The sequence below is a fragment of the Erysipelatoclostridium sp. MSK.23.31 genome (genome assembly GCF_019125875.1).
Lineage (GTDB): Bacteria > Bacillota_I > Bacilli_A > Erysipelotrichales > Coprobacillaceae > Thomasclavelia > Thomasclavelia ramosa.
This window is the reverse complement of the sequence record NZ_JAHOCB010000056.1, coordinates 1-17307: the sequence shown is the minus strand read 5'-3', so window position 1 is coordinate 17307 and position 17307 is coordinate 1. Positions and strand designations below refer to the sequence as shown.

The 17307-nt window shown below is 32.7% G+C and carries 19 protein-coding genes, 1 tRNA gene, 1 pseudogene and 1 other annotated feature; of the genes and pseudogenes, 7 read left to right on the top strand and 14 right to left on the bottom strand.

The features are described from left to right. Positions 1–247: pseudogene (locus KSU54_RS16770) on the bottom strand (3-deoxy-7-phosphoheptulonate synthase); the annotation flags it as partial. A gap of 59 nt (positions 248–306) precedes the next feature. Continuing rightward, positions 307–559, bottom strand: a binding site (T-box leader). A gap of 162 nt (positions 560–721) precedes the next feature. On the opposite strand from KSU54_RS16770, the gene KSU54_RS16765 reads away from it, so the two are divergent. Next, positions 722–1141, top strand: coding sequence for a helix-turn-helix domain-containing protein (locus KSU54_RS16765; RefSeq protein ID WP_003537960.1), 420 nt, complete (start codon positions 722–724; stop codon positions 1139–1141). 30 nt (positions 1142–1171) lie between these two features. Here KSU54_RS16765 and KSU54_RS16760 read toward each other — a convergent pair whose 3' ends face one another. The 3 genes from KSU54_RS16760 to KSU54_RS16750 all read right to left on the bottom strand — a co-directional run bounded on the left by KSU54_RS16760 (position 1172) and on the right by KSU54_RS16750 (position 3744). Beyond that, positions 1172–2482 carry a bifunctional diguanylate cyclase/phosphodiesterase gene (locus KSU54_RS16760; RefSeq protein WP_117792531.1) on the bottom strand — a complete coding sequence of 437 codons (1311 nt, stop codon included), beginning with the start codon at positions 2480–2482 and terminating at the stop codon, positions 1172–1174. A 42-nt stretch (positions 2483–2524) separates the two neighbouring features. After that, positions 2525–3403 (bottom strand): ribokinase, encoded by an 879-nt coding sequence (locus tag KSU54_RS16755; protein WP_003537956.1) that lies wholly within the window; start codon positions 3401–3403, stop codon positions 2525–2527. Between the two features lie 256 nt (positions 3404–3659). Further along, a tRNA-Leu gene (locus tag KSU54_RS16750) sits at positions 3660–3744 on the bottom strand. Between the two features lie 325 nt (positions 3745–4069). On the opposite strand from KSU54_RS16750, the gene KSU54_RS16745 reads away from it, so the two are divergent. The 3 genes from KSU54_RS16745 (at position 4070) to KSU54_RS16735 (ending at position 6141) form a co-directional block, all read left to right on the top strand. Further along, complete coding sequence (locus KSU54_RS16745; RefSeq protein WP_008793004.1) at positions 4070–4303, top strand: hypothetical protein; 234 nt, start codon at positions 4070–4072, stop codon at positions 4301–4303. Positions 4304–4366: 63 nt separating this feature from the next. After that, positions 4367–5689 (top strand): RsmF rRNA methyltransferase first C-terminal domain-containing protein, encoded by a 1323-nt coding sequence (locus tag KSU54_RS16740; protein WP_003537953.1) that lies wholly within the window; start codon positions 4367–4369, stop codon positions 5687–5689. Further along, positions 5686–6141 (top strand): HD domain-containing protein, encoded by a 456-nt coding sequence (locus KSU54_RS16735; RefSeq protein WP_003537952.1) that lies wholly within the window; start codon positions 5686–5688, stop codon positions 6139–6141. Before KSU54_RS16740 ends, KSU54_RS16735 begins: the two co-directional genes overlap by 4 nt. Positions 6142–6577: 436 nt before the next feature. Here the strand turns inward: KSU54_RS16735 and KSU54_RS16730 are convergent, their stop codons facing one another. Next, positions 6578–7258: a FadR/GntR family transcriptional regulator gene (locus tag KSU54_RS16730; RefSeq protein WP_003537951.1), complete on the bottom strand. Its 681-nt coding sequence runs from the start codon at positions 7256–7258 to the stop codon at positions 6578–6580. Positions 7259–7390: 132 nt separating this feature from the next. Between KSU54_RS16730 and ilvD the strand changes: the two genes are divergently transcribed. The 3 genes from ilvD to KSU54_RS16715 are packed head-to-tail and all read left to right on the top strand — an operon-like array spanning position 7391 to position 11031. Further along, a complete protein-coding gene (ilvD, locus tag KSU54_RS16725; protein ID WP_003537950.1) occupies positions 7391–9109 on the top strand; it encodes a dihydroxy-acid dehydratase in 1719 nt (572 codons plus the stop codon). Between the two features lie 4 nt (positions 9110–9113). Beyond that, positions 9114–10061, top strand: a complete 948-nt coding sequence (gene eda / locus KSU54_RS16720) for a bifunctional 4-hydroxy-2-oxoglutarate aldolase/2-dehydro-3-deoxy-phosphogluconate aldolase (protein ID WP_003537949.1) — start codon at positions 9114–9116, stop codon at positions 10059–10061. A 1-nt stretch (position 10062) separates the two neighbouring features. Further along, entirely contained in the window at positions 10063–11031 is a 969-nt protein-coding gene (locus KSU54_RS16715; RefSeq protein WP_003537947.1) for a sugar kinase, read from the top strand. A gap of 496 nt (positions 11032–11527) precedes the next feature. On the opposite strand, the gene KSU54_RS16710 is transcribed toward KSU54_RS16715, so the two are convergent. The 9 genes from KSU54_RS16710 to KSU54_RS16670 all read right to left on the bottom strand — a co-directional run bounded on the left by KSU54_RS16710 (position 11528) and on the right by KSU54_RS16670 (position 17265). After that, positions 11528–12187, bottom strand: a complete 660-nt coding sequence (locus tag KSU54_RS16710; RefSeq protein ID WP_003537945.1) for an alpha/beta fold hydrolase — start codon at positions 12185–12187, stop codon at positions 11528–11530. Next, on the bottom strand, positions 12184–12441 hold the full coding sequence (locus KSU54_RS16705; protein ID WP_003537944.1) for a TfoX/Sxy family protein: 258 nt from the start codon (positions 12439–12441) through the stop codon (positions 12184–12186). Before KSU54_RS16705 ends, KSU54_RS16710 begins: the two co-directional genes overlap by 4 nt. A 108-nt stretch (positions 12442–12549) precedes the next feature. Next, positions 12550–13173, bottom strand: coding sequence for an SdpI family protein (locus tag KSU54_RS16700; RefSeq protein WP_003537943.1), 624 nt, complete (start codon positions 13171–13173; stop codon positions 12550–12552). Further along, entirely contained in the window at positions 13163–13444 is a 282-nt protein-coding gene (locus tag KSU54_RS16695; protein WP_003537942.1) for an autorepressor SdpR family transcription factor, read from the bottom strand. The genes KSU54_RS16700 and KSU54_RS16695 overlap by 11 nt, the downstream gene beginning before the upstream one ends. Before the next feature lie 59 nt (positions 13445–13503). Beyond that, a complete protein-coding gene (locus KSU54_RS16690; protein WP_008792999.1) occupies positions 13504–14220 on the bottom strand; it encodes a lysophospholipid acyltransferase family protein in 717 nt (238 codons plus the stop codon). A 4-nt stretch (positions 14221–14224) separates the two neighbouring features. Then, a complete protein-coding gene (locus tag KSU54_RS16685) occupies positions 14225–14695 on the bottom strand; it encodes a dihydrofolate reductase (protein ID WP_003537940.1) in 471 nt (156 codons plus the stop codon). Further along, positions 14695–15573: a thymidylate synthase gene (locus KSU54_RS16680; RefSeq protein WP_003537939.1), complete on the bottom strand. Its 879-nt coding sequence runs from the start codon at positions 15571–15573 to the stop codon at positions 14695–14697. Before KSU54_RS16680 ends, KSU54_RS16685 begins: the two co-directional genes overlap by 1 nt. Positions 15574–15655: 82 nt before the next feature. After that, a complete protein-coding gene (locus tag KSU54_RS16675; RefSeq protein ID WP_003537938.1) occupies positions 15656–16333 on the bottom strand; it encodes a hypothetical protein in 678 nt (225 codons plus the stop codon). Positions 16334–16395: 62 nt separating this feature from the next. Beyond that, positions 16396–17265 (bottom strand): ROK family protein, encoded by an 870-nt coding sequence (locus tag KSU54_RS16670; protein WP_217746741.1) that lies wholly within the window; start codon positions 17263–17265, stop codon positions 16396–16398. Positions 17266–17307: the final 42 nt, after the last annotated feature.

The window sequence follows — 17307 nt, the reverse complement described above, 5'->3', positions numbered from 1 at the left end:
CGATCGTATCATCAGGATGAAAAGCCCGGTTAGCAAGTTTATATGGCTCAGATACACGCATTACATGATCAACTGCTTCATCTACTTCAATTGCTTTAGGATCAATTTGAGTTGTATCCCCAATAATTCCGATAACTGATTGACCAGTTCCATTTACAACACTAACATTTAACCCCTTGTCAGTAACCATTTTTGATACTTTTTCGACATCTTTTTCTGTCGCTGTCATTTTCATTACAATAATCATTTTTCTATCCCCTTTTGTTTTATTTCAACTCTGTATATAAATAAAAAACTCTCTTCCTATAAAAGGACGAGAGCTTATGCTTCGTGATACCACCTTAATTTATTAATGTATTGCTACACTAACCTCATCGAGTACGCTAATCAAATAGTTCATACTCTTACACGTTAACGGGTGTTGCCGGAGAGACCTACTACTAACGATTCAGTCCTCTACTCCAAGATGAATTCAATATTCTCTAATAGACTCTTTTACACCAGCCAAGAGCTCTCTAAACTATTTTGAATACCTACTATTTCTTTTCACAGTATTTATATCAGATGTTGTTGAAAACATTGTATACAATAGAATGAATAATGTCAATCTTTTTTAATAAAAAGTTTTTTTATTTCTATTTTATAGTCCATATAAGTCTACATAATTCTGGCGGTCACAATAGTTTAAGTACGTTATAATCTTGTTAAAAGGAGGCGTATTATGGAAAATATTGATATAGCATTAATTGGTAAATATATAAAAAGTACTCGCCTTTCAAAAGGCTGGTCGCAATCCAAATTAGAAAAAATAACCGGTTTATCAGCATCCTCCATTAGTAATATCGAATTAGGAAATCGTGGCGTTTCTTATAATATTTCTTTACCATCACTTGTTAAAATAGCTCACGCTTTTGAAATGAGTTTAGTTGATCTATTAAGTCAATCTGGCTATTTAAGCGCAATCGGTGACGAATGTTATGAAGCTGAAAAATCTCAAATATATATTCATAATTATGAATTAATCAATATTTATCATCGTCTCACACCGATTCAGCAGCAAGAATTTGTTCAAGAAATAAAGAAATTAGTTAGCCAGTCTGATCTAGCCAAGCAACAAAAGATGTTTCGAAAAAAACCTTAACGATAATTTTATTTATCTGTTAAGGTTTTATTATTCCTCATTAAAACAAATCAATGTATTTTTGCCTGATAATTTTGCTTGATACATTGTTTCGTCAGCTCGGACATAAATATCATCAAAGGTTTTATCCGTTGAATATATTTTAGTAACTCCCATACTAACAGATACTGGTACTTTTAGTTTTAGCTCTCGAGCAATATTATGAATCTCTTGATGCATTGTTTGTAATCTTGCTCGAATCGTATCTTGCTGCATAAGCCCAAGAAACATCAAGAAAAATTCATCACCCCCAAGACGCGCAGCAATATCATCACTGCGACAATATTTTTGAAATAATTCACCTATTTTAATCAAAACTTGATCACCAATATAATGACCATGTAGATCATTTATTTCTTTAAAGTTATCAACATCAATTACTACTCCTGTTACATTTTCCAATCCTTCATCTAACACTTGATTAACAATTGTTTCACATGCAAAACGATTTAGCAAACCTGTCATATGATCATAATGTGCCTTATTTTTTAATTTTTCTTCATACTCTTTGCGTCTTGATTCCCGCTCTTTTTCCGACTGGATATTTTTCATTGTTCCAACGATTCTAACTAAATCGTGATAAGTATTATAAATTCCTTTCGCACGAAAATGACACCAGCATTTACTTTTATCGATTAAATCAACTTCTAGATCATTATCAAGATGATGATTATTTTGGTAAAAATGTTCTAAAATTAATCGTTTGTTTATTCTCCAAATATTATACCAGTTTTCTTGATCATTTTTATCATTAACATCACTTCCATAAAACATCAAACTATCATATCCAATTTCATAATCAAAAAAGCATTCTTGAACAAACTCAGTAAAAATCTGATACCGTTGAATTTCTTGTTCTAGGCGCTCATTAGCTTCTACTAATGGCGTAATATCAGTATAAACCATATACATTATAGGGTCTTTATCCTCATATAATTCATCTAAAAAAATTCCTTTAGCTTGCACCCAAGCTTCTTTACCCTTTGAACATTTTAAACGATATTTCAAACTAAATTGCTCTTTAGAATTAACATACTTGCCGATTTCTTGATATACATATTCACGATCATCGTCATGAATAAACTGACTGCTCGAAAAATATCTTTCACCACTGCCAATAAAATCAACTCCAATCAATTTAGAAATTCCCTCACTACAATATATTACTGTAAACTGTGGATCATAAACAATTTTTCCAACTGCTCCAATTGAAATAGAAATCAATTGTTCGAATTCAGTCATATTTGTTTTTGCCAAATCCCTAAATAAAAATAATTCTTCTCTGGTTCTACTATTATTCATCTTATTTCACTACTTTCTTCATTACCTATCCATCAAATCATCCTAGTATTTTTCAACATCGTGACGTTTTGGAATTGCATTTGCAGCGCCAGCTTTCATGACTGCTAACGCAGCGGCATTAGTAGCAAAAGTCAATGCTTCAATTGCACTTTTACCTTCAATTACAGCAGCTATATAATATCCTGTAAAAGTATCTCCAGCTCCAGTTGTATCTACCGCTTTGACCGTTCGTGCGGGTTGATACACGCGCTGCTCCTTATCTTGAAAATATACTCCATCTTGTCCCAGAGTTAAAACAACTTTAGCCTGTGGATAAAGATTTTTCATTCTTGTTAAAATACACTCGGGGTCATAACATCCAGTAATTTGGGCACCTTCAACTTCATTCATTAAAAAAGTATTGACTAATGATAAATCACATTTATCAATATACTCATCGTATGGTGAAGGATTTAAAAAAATATTCATCCCTTTCTTTTTACCTTCAATAATTAAATAATCGATTAAATTGACTTCATTTTGCAGTAATAATATATCCCCTTTACTAAATTCAGTCAGAACTTTGTCAATCCAAGCTTTATCTAAACTTCGATTAGCTCCAGGATACAAAATAATACTATTTTGTCCTTGCGAAGTTACTTGAATAATAGCATTACCGGTAGGTATCACGCCAGTTTCAATAAAAGTAGAATTCACTCCACTATCATTGCAAAGTTCAATCAAAAACTGTCCATCAATCCCGATTTTACCAGCATGATATACCTCTATCCCTGCTCGAGCTATAGCAATTGACTGATTCAAACCTTTTCCACCAGCATATACGCTCATTTGTTTAGATGTAATTGTCTCTCCTGGGGCAACAATTCGTTCTAACTGATATGTATGGTCAATATTTAACGATCCAACATTTAATACTTTCATAATTATTTATCCCTCTTTCACTGTCAGCCTAATAGTATCATATTTAAATCACATTTCCAAACAACTTTAAAAAATAACCTATTAAACCAAAAAACGACAAAAATCACTGTCATATGATGTAATAATAAAGATGTAGAAGTTATCCAATTCAATTGGCCAATTAATTAGATGACTAGTGTTATTGTATAAAACATAGTGCACTTATATACATATTTATAAAAAAAAGCCAATACAGCAGTATCGGCTATTATTTCAATGGTACCCGAGGTCGGACTCGAACCGACATGGTATAAACCAAACGATTTTGAGTCGTTCATGTCTACCAATTTCATCACTCGGGCAAAATAAATTTATGCTATATATAAATATGACATTCTGGCAAAATTGTCATTTCACATATAACCATGTGCCTACAACGGCAACTAACAGAATTAATTATAAAGAATTCTTTTAATAAAAGCAATACTAAATTTAAATGAATTTAACAAAAAAATATTTTTATTAAATTCAAGTAAAAAAACTGTCTCTATATCAACACTTTTTACGTCATAGAAAAAAATTTTAATCAAACTTATTCTTCACTTGTTTTAGTAATTTTAGAATATCTATTGACGAATGAATAAAAATAACGTATTTTTAGTATAAAATATAGGGATGAACAAAATTATGGACAAAGGAAGTAATATTATGGAATATGAAAACATTATTAGCGAATTAAATGAAATTACTACTTCATTAGACGCTACAACAGAAACATTAGTCGGTTTACAAGAAAACGCTAAACACGAAGAAGCAATAAAGAAAATTGATGTTGATTTATATCTTGAAGCCCCAATTCAAGAATTAAGCCGTTTAGCAAATCGACTGGCTGAATTAAGTCATATTATTAATGAAAAATAATTAAAGACAAGCGATGCTTGTCTTTTTATTTATAATTCTTGTATAATAAAAAAGAGGTGAACTATGAACAAACTATTTGAACAACGAATGCAAAAGCTTTTACAGAATGACTATCCTGCATTTGAATCCGCATTAAATCAAAAACCTATTAAAAGTTTTTATTTAAATCCCCTAAAGCATGGAAGTATTGAACATTTAAATTCAGCATTTTTAACCAAACATCCCTACATCAATGATGCTTATTTTTATGATTATGAAAATTATCAGTTAGGAAAACATCCTTATTTTAACTGTGGTTTATATTACATTCAAGAACCAAGTGCTATGGCAGTAGCTAACTGCCTTGACTTTGATCATGACGATTATGTATTAGATATGTGTGCCGCGCCTGGTGGAAAGACATGCTTTACAGCTAGTAAGTTAAGTAGTGCTGGTTTAATGATTGCTAATGACATCAATAAACTTAGAGCTGGTATTTTATCTGAAAATGTTGAACGTTTTGGTCTTCAAAATACAATTGTAACTAATAGCGACCCAGTTAAACTAGAAAAGTATTTTAATAATTTTTTTGATAAGATCATCCTTGATGCTCCTTGCTCAGGCGAAGGAATGTTTCGTAAACTTGATCAAGCAGTAGAGACCTGGTCAATTGAAAAAGTAAATGAGTGTGCTTATATTCAAAGAAATTTAATTAACAGCGCTTATCAAATGCTTAAAGATGAAGGTATTCTAATTTACTCCACTTGTACCTATTCGCTTGAAGAAAATGAAGATCAAGTTAAATATATGACCAATGATTTACAAATGGAGTTATTAGAAATAAAAAAACAGCCAGGAATGGCTTCTGGTTATCAGAATGATAAAGTTGTCCGAATGTATCCTCATCTTAATAAAGGTGAGGGGCAATTTATTGCTCTTTTGAAAAAACATACTAATGGTTCAACAAAAAAAATAAATTTCTTAAAACCGAATGTTACTAAAGATCAATTAAATCTTGTTACTAAATTTTATCACAATAACTTAAACCTTCCAGTCCCCCAATATTTATATAATTCTAATAACCATATTTATGCAATTTTACCGCAATTCCCAGATCTAAAGGGGACAAAAGTCTTACGTAATGGTTTATATTTAGGAGAATGTAAAAAAGGGCGTTTTGAACCAAGTCATTCTCTGGCTCTTTCTTTAAAAAAAGAAGATGTTAAACGCTATTATAACTTTAAAGCTGATGATTTAAATATTTCCAAATATCTTCACGGAGAAACTCTAATCGGTAATAACCAAAAAGGTTATGGTTTGATTCTTGTCGATGGTTATCCATTAGCATTTTACAAAGAAAGTAACAATCAAGTAAAAAATCTTTTTCCAAAGGGGTTAAGACGATGAGAAGATATGAGATAATCAAGGACGAAGTTTATCAAATTTTAAACACTAATTGCTTTGGTAATAAGCGTAAACATGGTTTAGAACACCTATTTAGCGTTGCTGCAATGATGAAATATCTAGCAATCCAAAATAACCTAAATATAGAAATTGCTGCAACAATCGGCATTTTACATGATCTTGCTACATATAAATTGAATTCTAGCTTTGATCACGCTAATCGTAGTAGTTTAATTGCCTCAGAACTATTAAAAAAAGATGAACTCTTTTCAGCAAATGAAATAGATACTATTGTAACAGCAATAAAAAATCATTCAAATAAAGAAAGAATTGATGATAAATATAGCGAATTAATAAAAAATGCTGACCTTTTAATCCAATACCTTAATGATCCTGAGGCCCTTTTAACCAGTGAAAAACAGAAAAGAATTAATCGTCTTATAGAAAGCAAATAGTAATTGCTTTCTTTTTTGTGCCTACAATAGATAAAAGGAGAATCAGTTCCATAGAAAATAAAAGTATTAATTTAATCCGCCGACCCATAGCAATTAAAGTAATTGTTATTCATAGCAAATTATTCAAACCACTTAATTTTAATCTATATATCCTTATTAACAACGGTTTATGCCGCCTGGCTGTGCCTCTTTCTTTATTACTTTAGGTTATTTTTTCTATCATAAATTAGTAAATTATCGATGTACTACTAAATATTTTCCCCTTGGTTATCCCTATTCTTTATTATGCCCCATTCAAATTCCTTGCAGCATTGATTAGTTATCTATTTGTAAGTAATTTCCTTATAAATAAAAATGCTTAGTTTATTCAATCAATCTCCGATCGTTAGTTATCGAATCTAACTTTAGGCGATATCTCATCTTTACTAAGCTTTTTTTAAATTGTCTTTAATATATCAATATTATCTTGGATATGTCTAGCCATCGCTTTACTAGCTCCTTCTTTATCTTTATTAGCAACAGCTTCAACAATCAAACGATGTGTAATAATTGTTTCTTGGACAAGGGATTTATCAGTTACATCGATAGCTTGTTCAATCGCTCCAGCAATAATTGGAATTAATTTTCCAATAACCCGATTACCGCTAACCCGAGCTAATAAAGTATGAAATTCAATATCTTGTACAGTATAATCTTTATTTTTGTTAATTAAGCTTTCAATTTCATCAGCTAAGTCTGATAATTCCTTAAGTTGTTTTGCACTAATATTATCAATTGTTTTAATAATCATTTGCGGTTCTATCAACAATCGGACCTCCAAAGCATCCATTAAAACTTTAGTTTTATCAGTTTCAAAAGTAAACCCCAGTGGATCATCACTGATTCCTGGCTGATCAGCCACAAAAGTTCCAATCCCACGTTTAATTATTACGACTCCTTTTGAATTTAGACTTTTAATCGCTTCACGGATCGTTCCACGTCCAACTTTAAGTTTATTCATTAAGTCAACTTCATTAGGTAATTGATCACCTGGTTGAAGACCATTTTCGTTTATATAGCCAATAATTTGCTCTACTGCCAACTCTGGCAGCGTTTTTTTACTTCCTAATTTTTTCATTTTCTCGCCTCGCCTATAAATTCTTACACATTTTATTATTTTTGTCAATTTTAATTAACGCTATTGACAAACATCATCAAGCCTTTTAGAATTAAATTATATTTAAGACGTCATACGTCATAGGAGGATAAAATGAAATCACAAGAATTACGTAAAATTGCACCTGAAATTGATCCACTAAGGATTGGTACTGGATGGAGTGTTGCCGATCTAAGCAAACCTCAAATTATGATTGAAAGTACTTACGGTGACTCCCACCCCGGAAGTGTTGGTCTTTTAGATCTAGTCTATGAGGTTGAAAAAGGGATCAATGATCATGGTGCTAAAGCCTCAAAATTTTTCACTACCGATATTTGTGATGGTGAGGCACAAGGGCATGACGGTATCAATTATTCTCTAGCATCTAGAGATATGATTGCTGGTATGATTGAAATTCACAATAATGCAACTCCCTTTGATGGCAGTGTTTTTGTTGCAAGTTGTGATAAAGGTATGCCCGCTCACTTAATGGGAGCCGGAAGAATTAACAATCCTTGTATCTTTGTAACTGGAGGTGTAATGGAAGCTGGTCCAGATATGCTAACCTTAGAACAAATCGGAAAATATAGTGCCATGTATTTACGTGGTGAAATCTCCAAAGAGCAATTTGAGTATTATCAGCATCATGCCTGTCCAAGCTGTGGAGCTTGTAGTTTCATGGGGACTGCTTCAACAATGCAGATTATGACCGAAGCATTAGGATTGATGTTACCTGGTACAGCATTAATGCCAGCTACTTGTAAAGATTTAAAAGAGCAGGCCTATAAAGCAGGAAAACAAATAATTAAATTAGCCAAAATGGATTTAACAGCTCGCGATATTGTCACCATGAAATCATTTGAAAATGCAATTATGGTTCATGCAGCAATTTCTGGAAGTACTAATTCACTGTTACACTTACCAGCTATTGCAAGTGAGTTTGGAATTGATCTAAATGCTGATTTATTTGATCAGATGCATCAAAATGCACATTATCTTCTTGATATTCGTCCTGCAGGAAAATACCCGGCTGAATATTTTTACTATGCGGGTGGTGTTCCAGCGGTCATGGAAGCAATTAAAGAGAATCTTAATTTAGATGTAATGACAGTTACTGGTAAAACTTTAGGTGAAAATTTGGAAGAATTAAAAAATAATGGTTACTATGAAAATTGCCAAACATTTTTGGATAAGATCAATCTAAAAAGCACTGATATTATTAGACCATATGATGATCCCATTGGAAAAGATGGAACAATTGCCATTTTAAAAGGGAATTTAGCACCAGATGGAGCAGTAATCAAACATTCAGCATGTCCTCAAGAAATGATGCAAGCTGTTCTTAGGGCCCGCCCATTTGATAGCGAAGAGGCAGCCATTGACGCGATCATCAAAAAACAAATCAAACCCGGTGATGCAGTATTTATTCGTTACGAAGGACCTAAAGGTAGTGGAATGCCTGAAATGTTCTATACTGGTGAAGCCATTAGTTCTGATCAGGAACTAGCCAAGAGTATTGCACTAATTACTGATGGACGTTTTTCTGGAGCTAGCAAAGGACCAGTTATTGGTCATGTCTCACCAGAAGCTAGTGAGGGAGGACCAATTGCTTTAATCGAGGAAAATGACTTGATCAAAATTGATGTTCCTCAACGTCGATTAGAAATTATTGGAATTGAAGGAAAACAACGTACCTCACAAGAAATTACAAAAATATTAAAGGAGCGCCATGCTAAATGGAAGCCAAAAGAACCAAAATATAAAAATGGAATTTTATCAATCTACACAAAACTTGCTACTTCACCAATGAATGGCGGAAAAATGAAAGGATAATAACATGAATAAAATAATCAACGATATATCATTATATGGTATAGTTCCAGTAATTAAAATAGAGTGTTTAGAAGATGCTCCATATCTTGCCAAAGCTTTATGCGAAGGCGGTCTACCAGTTGCTGAGGTAACTTTCCGAACTGCATGTGCCAAAGAAGCAATTATAGCTATGAAGAAAGCTTGTCCACAAATGATTATTGGTGCTGGTACAGTTTTAAATCCAGCACAAGTAAATTCAGCAATTGAAGCTGGTAGTGAATTTATTGTTTCACCCGGTCTTAATCCCAAGACCGTTCAATATTGTCTTGATAAAGATATTCCTATTTTACCTGGTTGTGCCAACCCAAGTGATATGGAGCAGGCGATTGAATTAGGCCTAGATGTAGTAAAATTCTTTCCAGCTCAAGCAAATGGTGGGCTTCCCGCAATCAAGGCAATGTCAGCGCCATATTGCAACTTAAAATTCATGCCAACCGGCGGAATAAACACTAGTAATTTAACTGAATATTTAGCATTTGATAAAATTATTGCTTGTGGCGGGACTTGGATGGTCAGCGATGAATTAATTAAAGAACATAAATGGGATGAAATTACTGCTATTACTAAACAAGCAGTTAAAACCATGCTAGATATTAAATTTCATCATGTTGGAATCGGAGCTGGTGATCGAGGTGCTCAATTAGCGGCTCTAATCAATAGTCCTCATCAAAAAAATCTTTCTATTTCAAGAATGGTAGATGAAATAGAATTTATGTTTGATACGCCTAGTGGTTCCCTCCACCACCTATGTTTGTCAACCAAGAGTATTGAACGGGCAATATTCTTTCTAGAAAAACAAGGTTATACTTTTGATATGCAAACTGCTCGTTACAACCATAAAAATAAAATCGAATTTATCTATTTTAATGAACTAATAAGCGGTTGTAAATGTCATTTATGTCTGGAGGGATAAAATGAAAAAAATATTACTATTTGGAGAGCCAATGGCTCTGCTTACAACAACATCGTATGATTCATTAGATGAAGCCGAGATGTTTAAAAAGACACTAGCTGGAGCCGAGGTTAATGTTGCTATCGGATTAACAAGACTAGGGCATCAAGCTACGTATTTAACTGTTTTAGGTGATGATCCATGGGGTCATTACATTAAAAAAAAGCTTTATCAAGAAGGAATTGATACAAGATTAGTTTACTATAATAGTCTTTTTCCAACTGGAATGATGATGAAAAATCAAGTTATTGAGGGTGATCCTGATATTTACTATTATCGTCAAGGTTCTGCTTTTTCGAATATTGACACTAATCTAATTGATCAAATCAATTTAAATGACTTTGACCAATTACATATTACAGGTATCCCCCTAGCACTGTCTTCTAAAACTCGAGAAACTAGTTTAAGGCTTGTAAAAAAAGCTCGTGAAGCCGGTCTTTATATTTCATTTGATCCGAACTTAAGACCATCTCTTTGGCCTAATCAAACAACAATGATCGATACCACTAATGAAATGGCCAAATATTGTAATATGTTCTTACCAGGCAATAACGAAGGAAAAATTCTCATGGGCAGTGATGATCCTGAAAAAATCGCTGTATATTATCACCAGCTAGGCTGTGATGAACTCGTAATAAAGCTTGGTTCCCAAGGTGCTTATTACAGCAGTAAAAATGAAACTTTAACAGTTCCTGGATTTAATGTAAAAAAAGTGATTGATACAGTTGGTGCTGGAGATGGCTTTGCAGCAGGAATTATTTCAGGTCATTTGGAAGCATTATGTAGTAAAGATATGTTGATTCGTGCGAATGCAATTGGCGCGATTCAAGTTCAAACACTTGGAGATAACGAAGGCTTACCAAATATTGAAGAATTAAATACCTATTTAAAAAAGTCACATTGTGAAGCAAACCCCGAAAGCTGGATATAACCAACTTTTGGGGTTTTTATTATAGCAAAGCCAACAACAGAGCAAAAAAATTGGTATCTATATTAAACAAATACAAGGAATATTACTTATTTCATTATCAAAAGGGTATAAGCTAGGAAAGCACAATGTGCATGATTTAAAGAAATTTCATGTTTATGAAGGATTAAAAGAATCCATTAATTCCTATATAAATTTCTACAATAACAAAAGTTACAAGAACGATTCAAAAATATAACACCACCAGAAGTACGCTTTATAGCTTTAGATACAGTCAAGGAACCAACTCAGTATCCTATAAAAGAAGATATACATATTCAAGAGTATTTCGATAATTTAAGAATTTTACACAATAATTATATACTGATATAAAAAAGACATTTCACCAAATCAGTAAAACATCTCACACTTTTTATTTATTTCATTTGTCTACTTAACAAGAATCAATCCTTATTAATAATATAACTAACTTAGCGTCCAAAAAATTGTATTCACCTCATTAAGCGACTTTTAAAAATGCCAAAATAATTGGCGCAAGTTTTGCACTATTAATAATATAACTACTATGATTTTCATTAGGCAAGATCATTAGTTGACTTCCACTTATATTGTGAGCGAGATATAACGTATGAGATTCTTTGATCATATCATCACTTCCTACCAAAATTAGCGTCTTTGCAGTTATCTTAGCCAATTGATATTCATTAATATGTGGTTGTTCCAGCATCATTTTAATCTTTACATCTTTTTTTAAATAATACTGTATTTTCATCAAATAATAAGCCCAATTTTTTAAGCCATCAGGGTCAGCATTAGCACCGCTAATCATTAAATATTTTATCAGTTTACTTTGGCTCGCTACTAATAATCCGACGATTCCCCCATCACTAAAACCATAATAGGCAACCTCCGATAATTTTAAGCTTTTAATAAACTCAATTATGTCCTCAGCCATTGATTGATAACTATATACAGCTACACTAGAACTTAAACCATGCCCACGACTGTCAACACAATAACAAGTATAGTGATTTTTCAATTTGGCCACTAATGCATCAAAAATATGATGATCCTCACCGTTACCATGAACTAAAATAAGCGGCCGTCCCTGACCCGATATTTCATAAAATAACTCAATACCATTAACTAATATTTTCATAACTTATGCTCATTATAAAATTGCTTTAATTCTGCTTTCGTTTCATAATCTAATTGCGTTTTTTTAATTCCCTCAACTGCCCCCTCTAGTGCATATAAGCGATGAATACATGCAGATTCATCGATTTGCTGTATTTTTAACCATGCCTCTTTTGCTCCAACTTCTTTCAGTTTTATCGGATCATCAATTCCTACTTGTATCAGCTGTTGTGCTACTACCTTACCAATATTTGGTAAATCCTCCAATTTTCCCATATTATCATCTCCTACTCTTATTGTACTTCAAATAAAAAAACAAAGCATCTAAAAAGATACATTTCTATTTAATTCTTTAAATAAAAATGTATCGAATCATCTATTTTATTATTTTTTTCGATAGAGTAAAAATGAATACACTGAAGGGATTATTAAAATCGCTCCAACAAACAAAATTACTGCCCAAAAAGCCAGATCAAAGAAACTCATAATAATAATTAAAATACCCCCAAGGACCATTACATACCCAGCTAAACGATTTGTTTTATTCCAATTATCCTCGTCATTCAAAGTCCATGGTAATCGGTAGCCCATAGTAAAATTTTGACGACATTTAGGTAAATAATTCCCTAAAATAACAAATAATATTCCTAAAAATATTGGAACAACTATATTAATTGAGATTTCATATCCAAATACGATTGCATATGTTATTGCTTCTAAAACAATTGTTATCGTTGGAATTATCCAAACAACAATTTTTAACATCTTAGATGAATAATTCTTGTATTTAGGATCCATTTGCATCATAAACAAGCACAATAGTTGAATTCCACTCATCAATATCGGTAATAGAAAAACAAAAATCTCTTTACTAGCATAATTATCTATTTCACCTGCTATATTCCAATGAATTGGCATTTGTGCTGGTAAGCAATCATAAATAATTAGTCCAAATAGAATCGGCAGCAAACATACTCCGCATGTAATTAATGCCGTTTTAAGTTTCATCTTTAAATCCTCCAAATTGGCTAAGCCATAACATTACTTCTTCAAAAACAGAAGTATTAATTTCATAATAAATATAATTTTTGTATTTATTTTCAAAAATCAAATCTGCTTGTTTTAATTTTGATAAATGATAAGATACTGTTGCTTGAGTCATTTCAAAACATCCTGCAATTTCTCCTGCTGAGAGTTTACCATCTTTAAGTAACACCAATATTTCACGACGAACCGGATCTGAAAGTGCCTTAAATGTTTCTGCAAACCCCACAATCATCACTCCAATCTATTTAGAATATTTTCTAAATAGATTATAACATAAAACAAAGGATATTTCTATCCTTTGTCATTTTCTTTAATACATTTTTCAATCCGATCATGAACTAATTTGGCAATATCGTTAGTATGAAGATCTTTATATTCTTCATAATAAATTGGTTTTAAATAATGAATTTGAGCTGTTGTTTTTTTTATCGTATTATTATCAAATACTTTATAACAATCAATCAAAGCTACCGGCACAATTGGTGCTTTTGCTTTAGTCGCAATTTTAAAAGTTCCCCCTTTAAATTCTAAAATATTATTGCCGTCTCTACTTCTTGTCCCTTCTGGAAAAACAAAAAAGTTTTTTCCCGCCGCTACTTCATTAGCAACATATTTAATGATTTTTGCACTTTCTCGAACATTACTGCGATCCATCGGAATAAATTCCAGCATCTTAATAACATCCTTTACTAAAATGACTGATGCCAATTCTTTTTTTACGATTGCTCGAATTGGACGACTATGGGTTTGAAAAATTGCTAGCGGGTCAAACAATCCTTGATGATTAGGGGCAACAAAATAACCAGATTTCTTGGGTAAATTTTCTACCCCATAACACTCTAGCTCTACCCTTGCTTTGCGTGTTACAATTGCTACAACTTGATGTATAAACCCATAGCGTTCATCAGCAGAATATTTATCAATATGTTTATACTTATTGACTTTATATCCCCACCAATATGGTAACCGCCAAATAACACGAATAACAATCAATGCAATTCTCTTCATTTAATTATCCTCGCTTATATGTTTCTAATGTAAATGTCTCAAATGGTTTTTGAGCAACCAATTTGTAACCGTATTCATCAAAATTAGGAAAATATGTTTCACCTTCATGTTTTCCAGGAATCCTTGAGATTAACAACTGGTCTGCAATTGGTAAACACTGTTTATAAATTGAAGCTCCACCCGAAATAAATAAATCTTCACCACTACTACGGTATTCTTCTATTACTTCTTCTAATGAGCTTCTCACTTCTACTCGTTCATCTTCAAACGGTTCAAAACTAACAACAATAGTTTTACGATTAGGCAAAGGACGTCCGATTGCCTGATATGTAGTCAATCCCATCAAAATTGTTTTATTTAAAGTCGTTGCCTTAAAATGTTGTAAATCTTCCGGAACATTCCAAGGCATTCCATTTCGTGAATCCTTCTTTCCAATTAACAGATCCTCATCTGTTGCAACAATTATATTTATCATTATACACTTACCTTTCCAACTAATTTACCATGACTTTGGTAATCTTCTATCTTAATATCTTCAATCTTATAATCAAAAATTGATTTCACATCTGGATTTAATACTAATTTACATTTTGGTAATGGTTCTCTTGCAATTTGTTGTTTAACTACTTCAAAATGATCTTTATAAATATGAGCATCACCAATCGTATGGATAAATTCTTTTGCTTCATATCCACAAGTTCTCGCTAACATTTCCGTCATTAAAGCATACGAAGCAATATTAAACGGTACCCCTAAAAAAATATCCGCACTACGTTGATATAGTTGACAAGACAGATATTTTTTATCTGCACTAACATAAAACTGTAAAAATGCATGACATGGCGGCAGCGCCATATTATCTACTTGTGCTGGATTCCATGCACATATAATATGTCTTCTTGAAAAAGGATTGTTAGTCAGACTATCAACTAATTTTGCTAACTGATCAACCCCTTCATAATTAAAATCACGCCATTGAGCGCCATATACCGGCCCTAAATCACCATGTTTTTTTGCAAATTCATCATCTGTCTTAATTTTTTCTACAAACTCTTCAATTGTTTCACCATTAAAATCAGGTGATTTCTTAAAATCTTCATATGGCCATTCATTCCATATTTTGACATTGCGATCAACTAAATACTTGATATTTGTATCACCCTTAATAAACCACAATAATTCTTCAGCAATTGGCCGCAAAAACATTTTTTTAGTTGTCATCAACGGGAAACCATCTCTCAAATCATAACGAGTTTGATATCCAAAAACACTACGTGTTCCTGTTCCTGTTCGATCCTCGCGATTTTCTCCGTTTTCTAATACATATTTACACATATCTAGATATTGTTTCATTTTTTACACCTCAGCAACTATTGTACAATAAAATACCAGTTTGAACAACAAAAAAGGTAGATATCAATCTACCCAAAACAAATCATTGATGTTGGCAACGCTGTCGATAGTCCTCCATCATCGCTTTAAAAATTTCACCATTTGAAGGCGGTGTATATGTAATGGCATTTGCACCTGCTTCAATAACTGCCTGAATTGTTTCAAGATTAGGTCCACCGGTAGCAATGATTGGAAAATCTTGAGAAATCTCTCTTAATGCTTTGACGATTGCAACAGTATTCTTACCACCCGAAACATTAACAATTGTCGCTCCAGAATGTAACATGCGTTCCTCAAGATTTTCATCTAAAGAAACGATTGATAATACTACTGGAATATCAACATAATCAGATAATTCTTGAATAAATTCAGTTTTTGTAGGTGCATTTAAAACAACTGCAGTTGCACCATGTAATTCTGCATCCAAAGCAATCTCCCGTACTCGAGGTCCTGCTGTTGTTCCACCGCCAACGCCCGCAAAAACAGGACGTTGTGCTACATCGATAATTGAATTAGTAATTTGCATGGTTGGGGTAAATGGATAAACCGCGATTACAGCATCAGCATTACAATTGGATATTACTGCAACATCTGTTGAGAATAATAATGATTTAATTCTTTTGCCATTAATAACTATTCCACTGGCATTGCGGATACACTCTGGTACCATAATTGTATGGCTTCTTAGCTGTGTGTTGATTTTTGGTGCTTCTCTTTTCATTTTTTTACCTCCCCTTGTTTTATTTAATAATATTTTAATACAATAATATGAATTCTTAATGACTAGCTATGAATAAAGTGATAAACTGCTCCAATTAAATTTGCTTCATTTCCAAAACGACATTTAACTACTTTAGGATGAATTTTTGCAACAGGAATACTATCATATATTTTTTCTAAACGACTTTCAATCTGTTCAATTAAATCAGGTCGTACACTAATTGCTCCACCAATAATAATTTTTTCAGGATCATAGACATATTGAAGATTATATATCCCCATTGCTAAGACACTATAGTACCGATCAACATATTTTTGATAAATAGGGTTATCTTGTGCTTGATCAAAAATCACTTTACCATCTAAAGTTTGATAATCAACTCCCAATTCTTTAGCAACCCCTTTTACTGTTGCAACTGTAGATCCTGCAGTAGACCAAGAAATATAGGAATCATTATCAAGATCATTTAAGGCCACCATATAGCCAAATTCACCGCCATGAAGATGTTTTCCTTTATGAATCATTCGATCCTTAACAACAGCACCACCTATCCCAGTGCCACTAACAATGAACATACAGTCATCCACATCACTTCCAGATCCTTTCCAAACTTCTGCTAATGCTGCACAGTTAGCGTCGTTTTCAATTGAAACTTTTGTGTTGAAGCGTTTTTGTAGATCCTCTTTGATATTCGGCCCATGGATATAATCTAAAGCACTTGCTCCTTCAATATTCCCAACTTCACTGTTAACGGCACCTGGCATGCTTAATGCAATTCCCGCTACTTCATAATTACAATTATGATAAATCTCACCCATTGCCTGATACATTTTTTCTAGTGAATCGGGCGTTACGATTTTATCAGTATTAATGATTTTTCCCTGATCATTGACAACACCATATTTTATTGACGTTCCACGGCTCCGTGTCAATAGTGGAGGGGCTTAAGAGATAGCGAAAGCTATCTCTTTTCT